This window comes from Leucobacter weissii, assembly GCF_017565745.1.
Lineage (GTDB): Bacteria > Actinomycetota > Actinomycetes > Actinomycetales > Microbacteriaceae > Leucobacter > Leucobacter weissii.
In genome coordinates, this window is sequence record NZ_JAGDYM010000006.1 from 20,450 (window position 1) to 31,864 (window position 11,415).

General features: G+C 68.9%; 10 protein-coding genes. 8 read left to right on the forward strand and 2 right to left on the reverse strand.

The window, feature by feature from the left end:
- The first annotated feature begins 7 nt into the window (after window positions 1-7).
- From J4H92_RS06245 to J4H92_RS06275, 7 genes are all read left to right on the forward strand, one after another.
- Entirely contained in the window at window positions 8-808 is an 801-nt protein-coding gene (locus tag J4H92_RS06245; protein WP_243752083.1) for an SDR family oxidoreductase, read from the forward strand.
- A gap of 34 nt (window positions 809-842) precedes the next feature.
- Window positions 843-2,078, forward strand: a complete 1,236-nt coding sequence (locus tag J4H92_RS06250) for an acyl-CoA dehydrogenase family protein (protein WP_208097260.1) — start codon at window positions 843-845, stop codon at window positions 2,076-2,078.
- Window positions 2,078-3,121, forward strand: coding sequence for a phosphotransferase family protein (locus J4H92_RS06255; RefSeq protein WP_208097262.1), 1,044 nt, complete (start codon window positions 2,078-2,080; stop codon window positions 3,119-3,121). Before J4H92_RS06250 ends, J4H92_RS06255 begins: the two co-directional genes overlap by 1 nt.
- Before the next feature lie 260 nt (window positions 3,122-3,381).
- The gene (locus tag J4H92_RS06260) at window positions 3,382-4,389 is read left to right on the forward strand and encodes a Gfo/Idh/MocA family protein (protein ID WP_208097264.1); all 1,008 of its coding nucleotides are present in this window, start codon (window positions 3,382-3,384) and stop codon (window positions 4,387-4,389) included.
- Between the two features lie 62 nt (window positions 4,390-4,451).
- On the forward strand, window positions 4,452-5,213 hold the full coding sequence (locus J4H92_RS06265) for an SDR family NAD(P)-dependent oxidoreductase (RefSeq protein ID WP_208097266.1): 762 nt from the start codon (window positions 4,452-4,454) through the stop codon (window positions 5,211-5,213).
- A gap of 49 nt (window positions 5,214-5,262) precedes the next feature.
- Window positions 5,263-6,237, forward strand: coding sequence for a zinc-dependent alcohol dehydrogenase (locus J4H92_RS06270; RefSeq protein WP_208097268.1), 975 nt, complete (start codon window positions 5,263-5,265; stop codon window positions 6,235-6,237).
- 145 nt (window positions 6,238-6,382) lie between these two features.
- Entirely contained in the window at window positions 6,383-7,378 is a 996-nt protein-coding gene (locus J4H92_RS06275) for a zinc-dependent alcohol dehydrogenase (RefSeq protein ID WP_208097270.1), read from the forward strand.
- A gap of 26 nt (window positions 7,379-7,404) precedes the next feature.
- On the opposite strand, the gene J4H92_RS06280 is transcribed toward J4H92_RS06275, so the two are convergent.
- Both J4H92_RS06280 and J4H92_RS06285 read right to left on the reverse strand, forming a co-directional pair.
- Window positions 7,405-8,466 carry a LacI family DNA-binding transcriptional regulator gene (locus J4H92_RS06280; protein ID WP_208097272.1) on the reverse strand — a complete coding sequence of 354 codons (1,062 nt, stop codon included), beginning with the start codon at window positions 8,464-8,466 and terminating at the stop codon, window positions 7,405-7,407.
- Window positions 8,467-8,482: 16 nt separating this feature from the next.
- Window positions 8,483-9,739 carry a M24 family metallopeptidase gene (locus J4H92_RS06285; protein WP_208097274.1) on the reverse strand — a complete coding sequence of 419 codons (1,257 nt, stop codon included), beginning with the start codon at window positions 9,737-9,739 and terminating at the stop codon, window positions 8,483-8,485.
- A 175-nt stretch (window positions 9,740-9,914) separates the two neighbouring features.
- On the opposite strand from J4H92_RS06285, the gene J4H92_RS06290 reads away from it, so the two are divergent.
- Window positions 9,915-11,297 carry an aldehyde dehydrogenase family protein gene (locus J4H92_RS06290; protein WP_208097276.1) on the forward strand — a complete coding sequence of 461 codons (1,383 nt, stop codon included), beginning with the start codon at window positions 9,915-9,917 and terminating at the stop codon, window positions 11,295-11,297.
- Window positions 11,298-11,415 lie beyond the last annotated feature (118 nt).

The window sequence follows — 11,415 nt, forward strand, 5'->3', positions numbered from 1 at the left end:
GCGGGTCATGATGCAGGTCGACGGCGGACCGGAACCCGGTTCGTGGGGCAACCGCTTCGCCGGTCGGGTGGCGATCGTCACGGGGGCGAGCCGGGGCATCGGGTTCGCCACCGCCGAGCGCCTCGTCGCGGAGGGGGCGGCGGTCTGCCTCACCGCGCGTCGGGCGGCGGATCTCGAGGTCGCCGTGCGATCGCTGCCCGAGGGGCGCGCGATCGGCGTGGCCGGGAAGGCCGACGACCCCGACCACCGCGGCGAGGTGCTCGACGCCGTGGCCGCGCGCTTCGGCCGCCTCGATGTGCTCGTGAACGCGGCGGGGGCCAACCCGGCCTACGGGCCTCTGATGGATCTGGAGCCGGATGCGGCCCGCAAGACGCTCGAGGTGAATCTGCTGGCGCCCCTCGCCTGGACCCAGCACGTGGCCCGCCACCCCGGGCTGGGCTTCCGCGAGCATCGGGGACGGGTCGTGAACCTCTCCTCGTCCACCTCGGAGACGCCTTCTCCGGGGATCGGCTTCTACGGTGTGGCGAAGGCCGCGCTCAGTCACCTGACGCGCACCCTCGCAGCGGAGCTCGCACCCGAGATCCGCGTGAACGCCGTCGCGCCCGCCGTGGTGAGGACACGGTTCTCGGAGGCGCTCTACGCGTCCAACGAGGACGAGATCAGCGCGGGATATCCGCTCGGACGGCTGGGCGAGCCGAGCGACATCGCTGCGGCGATCGCCTTCCTCGCCTCGGACGACGCCGACTGGGTGACCGGACGCGTGCTCACCCTCGACGGAGGTCTCGCGACCGTGGGCGGAACCGCCTGAGCGGGATGCGAACAGGAGAGAGCAGGAGTGGGAAATGACCGATCCGGACGCTACTTGGACCGTCGAACGGGTGGAGCAGCTCCGCCTGGCGACGCGGACGTTCATCAGGGAGACCGTGATTCAGCTGGAGCCGCCCCCCGGCGCCCACCTCGGGGAGGAGCTGCGGGCGCTCGTGCAGGCGCAGGCCCGCGAGGCGGGGGTCTTCGCGCCTCAGGTGCCCGTCGAGTTCGGCGGGCTCGGACTGCCGATCGAGCACTGGTCGCCGATCTTCCAGGAGGCGGGCTACTCTCCGCTCGGCCCGGTCGCCCTGAACTGCATGGCTCCGGACGAGGGCAACATGCACATGCTCGGTCAGATCGCCTCCCCCGAGCAGAAGCAGCGATTCCTGGGGCCGCTCGGCCGCGGCGAGATGCGGTCCTGCTTCGGCATGACCGAGCCGCATCCGGGGGCCGGATCCGATCCCGAGGCGCTGCGGACCACCGCCGAGCGCGTGGACGGCGGCTGGCGCATCGTGGGTGAGAAGCGCTTCAGCAGCGGTGCCGTGGGGGCGGGAGTGGCCGTGGTCATGGCGCGCACCGAGCATGAAGGAGTCTCCGGAGCCACGATGTTTCTCGTCGACATGGACGCCCCCGGGGTCCGTGTGGGCGAGCAGCCCCACGCGATCGATCGCGCCATCATCGGCGGGCACCCCCATCTCCACTTCGAGGGCGTGACCGTCTCCGACGATCGCGTGCTCGGCGCGGTGGGCGAGGGCTTCCGCTATGCGCAGGTGAGGCTCGGCCCGGCCCGGCTGACGCACTGCATGCGGTGGCTCGGACTGGCCCGCCGCGCCCAGGACACGGCGCTGGACCGCACCGCGAAGCGCCGCGTGTTCGGCTCGCCGGTCGACGAGCTCGGCATCGCGCAGGGGCTCATCGCCGACTCCGTGATCGATATCGAGACCTCGGACGCCATCATCGCCAAGACCGCTCGCCTCCTCGCCCGGGACCAGCGGGCGGGCACTGCGCTGTCCTCCGTCGCCAAGGTGCACTGCTCGGAGGCGGTCAACCGGGTCATCGACCGCGCCGTCCAGCTGGTCGGAGGCGACGGCGTCACCGAGCAGCTGCCCCTCGCGAGCTACCTGAACGAGGTTCGCCCCTTCCGCATCTACGACGGGTCGAACGAGACGCAGCGGTGGGCCATCTCCCGTCGAGCCTCTCGGGCCCGTGCGCGAGAGGTCGCCGCGGGCGAACCCGAGCGCGATACGCTGCGCGCCGCGGAGCAGGCCTGATGCCTGGGCGGGGACCCGACGAGCTCTTCCATGAGGAGCGGATCCGCGATTTCCTCGAGGCGCGCGGTCTCGGCAGCGGCCCGATACGAGCCGAACGCATCGGCGAGGGCCAGTCGAACGTGACCTTCCGCGTGCGGCAGGGCGACGCCGATCTCGTGCTCCGGCGCGGTCCGAGGCCGCCGCTGCCCGAGTCGACGCACGACATGCTGCGAGAGGCCGCGCTGCTGGAGGCGCTGGGATCCACCGCGCTGCCCGTTCCGGAGGTGCTGGCGGTCTGCGAGGACGACTCGCTGCTGGGCGTGCCGTTCTACGTCATGCCGTATGTGGAGGGCCGGATCCTCACGACCGAGGAGCCCGAGGGCTGGGACCGACCCCGGGTGCGACGGACGGTCAGCGAGGAACTGCTCGATACGCTCGTCGCCCTGCACGCCGTGCCGGTCGACGCGGAACCGATCAGGGGCATCGGCCGGCCGGAGGGGTATCTCGAGCGGCAGGTGCGGCGGTTCGCGGCCCTGTGGACGGCGAACACGCGGCGCGATCTGGCCGTCGTCGCCGATCTCGCCGAGTGGCTGGGCGCGCATGTCCCGGTCTCGCAGCGATTCAGTGTCGTGCACGGCGACTACCGGCTGGGCAATCTGATGTTCGCGCGAGAGCCGGGCCGGTCGCCGCGGACCGTGCTGGTGCTCGACTGGGAGATGGCGACGCTCGGTGATCCGCTGGCCGACCTGGGCTATCTGCTCGCCACCTCGGCCGATCCCGGGGCGCCCTCCTCGGTGATGCAGCTGAGCCCGGTCACCCGTCGCGCGGGGTACCTGACGCGCGAGGGGCTCGCTGAACGATACGCGCGCGCGACCTCCCTCGATCTCTCCCGCCTCGCGTGGTACGAGGTGCTCGCGCTCTGGAAGTCCGCGATCTTCTGCGAGGCGATCTACACGCGCTGGCTCTCAGGGGAGCGCCCCGGGGACGCAACGTTCGCTCCCCTGCTCGAACGCGGGGTTCCCGAACTGCTCGAGCAGGCCGAGGAGCGCAGGAGCGCCGCCTGAGCGCTTGCGGCGCTCGAGCGTGCGGGGGCGTTCTCGGCCGAGCGGTTCCGTCGGCCCCGGTCGCTTCCCTCCAAGGCGGTTCGAGCGCGCGCAAGGCCCCTGCGCGGCCACTTGTGTTTAGTTTTGGTGAATGCGTATAGTTGGACGCGACACTGAAGTGAACAGGCGGTCCGGCGCGGGGATCCGCGCCGGACCGGGCCTGCTCCGGGGAAGTGCCGGCTCGTCCGACAACGGCGTTGACAGGTAACAGGAGTGAACTCATGACGGAACCACTGAGGATCGGTGTTCTCGGCGCCGCCCGCATCAGCCAGGACACGCTGTTCCCGCCCGCCGAAGACATCGGAGCGCGCATCGTCGCGGTCGCCGCACGAGATGCGGACAAGGCGAAGGCCTACGCGCACGAGCACGGGATCGAGCGGACCGCGGGAAGCTACCAGGAGCTCGTCGAGGATCCCGAGATCGAGGCGATCTACAACCCTCTTCCGAACGGCCTGCACACCCCCTGGAACCTCGCGGCCATCGGGGCGGGCAAGCACCTGCTCGCCGAGAAGCCCTTCGCCAGCAATGCGGCGGAGGCTCTTCAGGTGCACGAGGCGGCCGCGGCCAAGCCCGAGCTGGTGGTCTTCAACGGCTTCCACTACAGCTATCACCCGGTCTTCCTGCGCTTCCTCGAGATATTGCGCAGCGGTGAGATCGGCGACATCCAGTTCGTCCGCGCGGTGATGACGGTCGACGTTCCCGATCTCCAGGACATCCGCTGGTCCTGGCCGCTCGCCGGGGGTGCGCTGATGGACGTGGGGTGCTACGTGATCGACGCGATCGATCACGTCGCCCGAGAACTGGGCGGTGCGGCGAAACTCACCTCGACCCGCACCGGGCATATGGAGGGCACGGATCCCCGCGTCGATGCGTGGGCCGAGCTCGCCTTCGAACTTCCGAACGGAGTCCATGCGGTCGCGGAGGCGAATCTGGTGGGCCCTCGCGACTTCACGCTCACGGCCGTCGGTTCGAAAGGGTCGATCCACCAGTGCAACCTCAGCTATGTCCACACCGACGACCGTCTGATCGTGACCACCGCCGCAGGCACCAGGGTCGAGAACCTCGGGCTGACGCGAAGCTTCACCTATCAGCTGCGCGCGTTCCGGGACGCCATCCGTTCCGGTGCGGACTACCCCACCACCACCGCGGCGGCGGTACGGAATATGCGGGTCATCGACCAGGCCTATGAGATGGCGGGCCTGCCGCTCCGGCCGTCGGTGAGCGTCTGAGCGCGCAACGGAGTCTGCAGGAACATCGGATCCGCTCGTCGAGAGCGAAGGAGGAGCAACGCATGGTCGGACGTCTTGAGGGCAAGGTCGCGGTGATCACCGGGGCCGGGAACGGGATGGGCGAGGCGATCGCCCGCATGTTCGCCCGCGAGGGGGCGAAGGTCGCGCTGACGGACGTCTCGCCGCGAGGGGAGCAGGTCGCCGAGGAGATCCGTCGGACCGGCGCCAGCGCTGCATTCTGGGAGATGAACACCACCGACGAGGCGCGGGTGGAGCAGGTGTTCGGCGAGGTGTTCGAGGAGTTCGGCGCGCTCAACGTGCTGATCAACAACGCGGGCATCTCCGGCCCGACCCAGCCGGTCGACCAGGTGGAGTTCGAGGACTGGGACCGCGTCTTCAAGGTCAACGTCGGCGGCCCGTTCCTGTGCACCAAGCACGCGATCCCGCACATGCGCCGCACGGAGGGGCAGAAGAGCATCGTCAGCACCTCGTCGATCTACGGCATGATCGGCAACGCCGACGTGCCGGTCTACCACACGACCAAGGCGGCGGTGCGCCTCATGGCCAAGACGGATGCGGTCACCTACGCCCCCGAGAACATCCGCGTCAACGCGGTCATGCCCGGAACCATCCTGACCCCGCTCAACCTGGAGAAGGCGGAGCAGACCCCGGGCTACCTCGAGCGGATGCGCGCGGTCCATCCGCTCGGGGTGATCGGCGATCCCGACGACGTCGCCTACGCGATGGTCTACCTGGCCTCCGACGAATCCAAGTTCGTCACGGGCGCCGAGTTCGTCATCGACGGTGGATACACCGCGCAATAGGCCCGCCATCACCTCAAGAAGCACGGAAAGATCAGATAGGAAGCCCCCCATGAAAGCCCTGCAGTTCCTGACGGAGAACCACCCCGAGGTCTCGGAGCTCGAGACGCCGAGCATCGCGGCGGACGAGGTGCTGGTGGCCGCTCGCTCGGTGGGCATCTGCCACTCCGACATCGAACTGCTGGAGGGCCGCTACATCATCCCCTTCTCCTATCCCATCATCCCCGGTCACGAGTGGGCCGGAGAGGTCGTCGCGGTGGGCGAGAACGTGTCCGATTTCGCCCCCGGCGACCGCGTCGTCGGAGAGTGCGTCATCGGGGAGGACCACTTCGGCTTCTCCATCAGCGGCGCGCTCGCGGAGTTCTTCGTCGCCCGGCCCGAGTGGCTGCACCGCATTCCCGAGAACATCGATTACGCCAGCGGCGCGCTCATCGAGACCTTCACGGTCGGCTACAACGCGCTGCTGCAGGTCGGGAACATCAATGCGAGCGACACCCTCGTCGTGCTCGGCGCCGGCCCGGTCGGCCTGGTGACCACCGCCGCGGCCCATCATCTCGGGGCCGTCGTGGTGACCGTGGACCCCTCGGAGGCTCGTCGGACGGCCGCGCTCGATCTCGGCGCCGATCACGCCGTCGACCCCGAGGAGGCCGAGGAGCTTCTCGCGGCGATCACCGACGGCCGTGGGCCGAGCGTCGTCATAGAGGCCAGCGGGCGCCCCGCGGTGATGGCGAATGCGATCAAGCTCGCCGGTCACGGTGCGCGTCTGGGCTTCATCGGCATCGACGTCGGAAACGAGGCGTCCGCCCCGCTCGGGCTAATCCAGTCCAAAGGGCTCACGATCGTGGGGAGCATCGGCTCGCCTTTCGTGTGGCCCGAGGCGATCCGCTTCCTCGAACGGACCGGCATCGACCTCTCGCCGCTGGTCACCGAGCGCTTCCCCGTCGAGGGGGCGCTCGACGCCCTCGCCGCGTCCCGGGATAGCGCGCGCAACCTCAAGGTGATCGTGGAGCTCGACGCGACGCTCTGAGACCGGTGCGGCGCCGGTTCGCGCGGCGTCGGGTCCCGGCCCCCGCCGCACGCCCCCTGCGGGGTTTGACACCGTCCCGAGTCCGAGATTATTCTTGTACCGCATGCTGCAAACGATTGCAGTCAGGTCCGAAGGAGTAGCCATCATGCGAGCAGCCGTGTTCCTCAGCCCCCATCACCTCACGCTGACGGAACGTCCTCGGCCGGAGGCGAGCGCCGAGGACGATGTGCTCGTGGAGGTCGAGGCCTGCGGGATCTGCGGCACCGATCTGCACGTGCTCGAGGACCCCCCGGGGCACCCCGGCACCCCGGGGGTGACGATGGGCCACGAGTTCGTCGGTCGCGTGGTGGAGATCGGCGGTGCGGTGCGGCGCGTCTCCGCGGGGGACCGTGTGGTCATCCAGGCGAACATGCAGTGCAACGCCTGCGAGATGTGCGCCGAAGGTTACTTCAACCAGTGCGAGCGGATGACCACCAACGGCATCTTCCGCGACGGCGGTCTCGCGGAGTTCGCCGTGATTCCCGAGCGCGGCGTGCATCCCATCCCGGACCACCTTCCGGCTGAGGTCGCGGCGCTGATCGAGCCCCTGAGTTGCGTGGTGCACGGCGTGCGCCTGCTGGGTCTCACGCCGGGCGAGGACGCCATCGTGCTCGGCGCCGGGCCGATCGGCCTGCTGTTCACGGCCGTGTTCGCCGCCAACGGGGCGAGATCGATCACCTGCGTCGAACTCTCGCCGGAGCGCGCCGCGCTCGCGCACCGGATGGGCGCGACCCAGGTGCTGACACCGGGCGAATACCGAGAGCGGGGGCGGCAGGCTCAGGTGGTGGTGGACGCGGTGGGCATGCTCCTCCCCGCGGCGATCGACGCTGCGCGGCCGGGCGGCCGTATCGCTCTGTTCGGCATGAACTCCCAGGTGGCGCCGCCGGTCAAGCAGTTCGACATCACGCGGAAGGAGCTGACGGTCATCGGCACCTATGTCGGGTCGTCGAGCTATCCGCAGGCGATCGCCCTGCTCGACTCGGGCCGGCTCGATCTCTCGCCGATGATCACTTCGGTCCTGCCGCTCGAGCAGACGAATGAGGGACTCGACCGGCTGCGCGCCGGCACGGAGGTCAAGGTGATCGTGCAGCCGCGCCTCTGAGGGGACCCCCGGGCCGTGCGCGGGCCCTATGCGGCTTCGGCGAAGGAACGGGTCGAGCCCCGCTGCACGAACTCGGGCAGCAGCATCAAGCGTGTGGGTGCGGCACCGGTCTGCCCATCGATCGCCGCAATGGCGAGGCGCGCGCTCTGCCGCCCGATCTCGTTCGAGGGCAGTCGGACCGTGGTGAGCGGAGGGTCCAGGTGGTCCACGAGCGGCGCGTCGTTGTAGCCGACGATGGAAAGGTCCTCCGGGCAGCTCAGGCCGGCGTCTCTCAGCGCCTCGAGGGCCCCCACCGCCAGGAGATCGTTATGGGCGAAGATGGCCGTGGGGCGCGAGTCATGCGGAATGGCGAGCAGCTCGGCGGCGATCCTCCGCCCCTCCGACACGTCTCCCTGAGCGGCGTACAGGCCCGGGGAGAGATCCTCCGCGCCCGGCCAGGCGGCGATGGCCTCCTGGAAACCCCGGCTGCGATTGGCGAACGAGGAGATGGTCTGCGGTCCGCGGATCTCCGCGAGGCGGCGGTGGCCCAGATGCAGCAGGTGCTCGACGGCCGCCCGGGTGCCGAGCAGGTCGTCCTGCATCACCTCGAGCAGGGAACCGCCCGTCGGCCCCTGCTCGTCGAAGCCTCGGACCGCGAGCACCACCGGCAGCTGTCCGGCGAGGTCAGCGACGTATTCGGCGTCGGAGAGGTGGGCGGCGGCGAGGATGATCGCGTCGACGCGGCTGTACAGCAACTGCTGCACCGTGCTGCGCAGTCGTGCCGGATCGTCGCGTGTCTCCACGATGAGCGGAAGCAGGTCCTTGGGGCGGGTTTCCTGCTCGATTCCTCGCACCAGGTTCACGATGAACGGGTTCGCGAGGTCTGCGACGACGACCCCCAGGGTGCCGCTCGCGCCTCGGCGCAGCGATCGCGCCAGCGCGTTCGTCCGGTAGCCCAACTCCGCCGCGGCCGAGGAGACCTTCTCCCTGGTCGCCTCGTTCACCAGATGGCTCTGCGCATTGCTCAACGCGCGGGAGGCCGTGGCCACATGCACGCCCGCGAGCTCCGCCACATCCTTGAGCGTGGGAACTCGGGGAGAAACGGCCATGGGTCCTCCTGCGGCTTCAGAACGGATTGGCGACGATCAACTCGTCGGCCGGGTACTTCGTGATCACCACCGGGCCTTCATCGGTGATGACGACCTCCTCCTCGATCCGCGCGGCCGAGTAGCCGTCGCTCGCCGGGCAGTAGGTCTCCACTGCGAATACCATACCGGTCTTGATCTCGACGGGCTCGCGGTAGCTGTTGAGCCGCGAGATGATCGGCCGCTCGTGCAGCCCGAGTCCGAGGCCGTGGCAGAATTGCAGGCCGAAGGCCGAGAGCTCGTCGTCGAACCCGAGGGACTCCGCGGTGGGGAAGAGCGAGGCTATCTCGTCGGAGCCGACGCCGGGCCTGATCGCGGAGATCGCGGTGTCCATCCACTCGCGCGCACGGGTGTAGGCGTCCCGTTGCGGGGCGGTCGCCCTGCCGACGTTGAACGTGCGGTAGTAGCAGGTGCGGTATCCGTTGAACGAGTGGATGATGTCGAAGAAGGCCTGATCCCCGGGGCGGATGATCCGATCGGTGAAGTTGTGGGGGTGCGGATTGCAGCGCTCTCCGGAGATCGCGTTGATCGCCTCGACCTGATCGGATCCGTACTCGTAGAGCTTCTTGGCGGCGAGGGCGACGATCTCGCTCTCGCGGACTCCCGGTTTCAGCGCCTCGACGATGTCGTTGTACACGCCGTCGACCATCGCGGCGGCCTGATTCATGAGCATGATCTCGTCGCTGCTCTTGATCTCTCGGGCGTCGAGCATGTGCTGCTGCGCATCGACCACGGTGAAGCCCTGGCGCTGCATCTCGAAGAGGAACGGGGGCTCGACGATGTCGATGCCGACCGGCGCGTTCTGGAGGCCCAGATCCGTGAGGATCCCCTTGATCTGAGCGACCGCATCGGTCATCAGGCCGGCGGACGGCGCGACCGCGCCGCGGAAGCCCAGGAAGCCGGGGTGGTTGTGATCGTGCGGCAGCCAGGGGGAGAAGAGCTGGTGATGCTTCACCGCCGAGCCGAAGTCCCACAGATGCGGCTCGCCGCCGCGCGTCAGCAGCGCATACCTGATCATCTTGTCGCCGAGGGCACCGCCCACCCATGACTGGGTGGTGTAGCGGATGTTGTAGAAGTCGAACAGGAGGAACGCTCCGCATTCGCTGGCGTCGAGGGCCGCCTGCGCGCGCTCCAGGCGGTAGTCGCGCAGGCGCGAGAAGTCGACGCGGGTCTCGTAGTCCACCGCCATCTGGCCGGGGGTGAGCAGGGGACGGGGTGCCGGAGCGTTCGCGCTCATGGTGTTCCTCTCGGGCCGGTTGCATCGCCTGCGACGCACGGGATTCAGTCTTACTGAAGCCAGAACTCGGTTCTGAGCAGTTAAAATGAACACTAACAGGTTATGCGAACGATTGCATTATCGCGTAGATTCTTGAGTGCCGCCCAGAAACTCGAGCACAGAGCCGGAGATGATCATGTCAACCCTCACCAGCGTGAACCCCGCGAACGAAGAGGTCCTCGGATCCTACGCCCCCGACTCCGACGCAGAGGTCGAGCGAAAGCTCGCCGCTGCGGCCGCTGCGGTGCCGCAGCTGGCCGCGTCGGGCTTCGCCGAGCGCGCGCGTCTCATGCGCGCCGCCGCCGATCTTCTCGAGGCCGAGCTCGCCGAGGTCGCCGCCCTCATCACCGCGGAGATGGGCAAGCCCATCGAGCAGTCCCGCGGCGAGGTCTTGAAATCGGCCAAGTCGATGCGGTTCTACGCGGACCACGCCGAAGGCTTCCTCGCCGACTCACCGCTCGAGGATCCTTCCGCCGTGGGCGCCTCGGCGGCGGGCACCCGTTTCGATCCTCTCGGCGTCGTGCTCGCGGTCATGCCGTGGAACTATCCGATCTGGCAGGTGATCCGCTTCGCGGCTCCCGCGCTCATGGCCGGCAACGCCGGTGTGCTCAAGCACGCCTCCTGCGTTCCGCAGTCGGCCATCTATCTGGGGGAGCTCTTCACCCGCGCGGGCTTCCCCGAGGGCGCCTTCGGCACGCTGCTGATCGGCGCCTCGCGCGTCGAGGCGGTGATCCGCGATCCCCGCGTCGCCGCCGTCACGCTCACCGGATCCGAGGGCGCCGGGCGCTCGATCGCGGCGGCGGCCGGAGACGTGCTCAAGAAGGCCGTGCTCGAGCTCGGCGGCTCGGACCCCTTCATCGTGATGCCATCGGCGAGGCTGGAGGAGGCGGTCGAGACCGCGGTGAAGGCGCGCACCTCCAACAACGGCCAGGCCTGCATCAACGCCAAGCGCTTTCTCGTGCACTCCGATGTCTACGACGCGTTCGCCGCAGGCTTCGCCCGGAGGATGGCGGAGCTCACGATCGGCGATCCCGCCGATGAATCGGTGCAGATCGGCCCCCTCTCGACCGAGCAGGGCCTGCGCGACATCGAAGTGCTGGTCGAGGACGCGAGAAGCCACGGCGCCACGATCCTCGCCGGGGGGCATCGCGTCGGGAGCACGGGCTGGTTCTACGCTCCGACGGTGATCGCCGACCTCAGCCGGGACATGCGCCTCTGGTGGGAGGAGGCGTTCGGGCCGGTCGCGTCGCTCTATCGCGTCGACTCCCTGGACGAGGCGCTCGAACTCGCGAACGACAGCGATTTCGGGTTGGGATCCGCCTTCTGGAGCGAGGACGAGGCCGAGATAGCGCGCGCCGAACGCGAACTCGAGGCGGGCGCGGTCTTCGTCAACGGCATGACGATCTCATACGCGGAGCTGCCCTTCGGCGGGATCAAGCGCTCGGGTTACGGGAGAGAGCTCTCGAAAGAGGGCATCCGCGAGTTCTGCAACCTCAAGACGGTCTGGCGCCGTCTCTAGACCCGCATCTTCCAGACTGATCTTCATGCCGCTTAGGTGCGTCTCCCCAGCCTCCAAGCTGGCCTCGACCACGTTCAGGAATCCTGATGGATAATCATGATTCCTGAGGGTTCTGCGG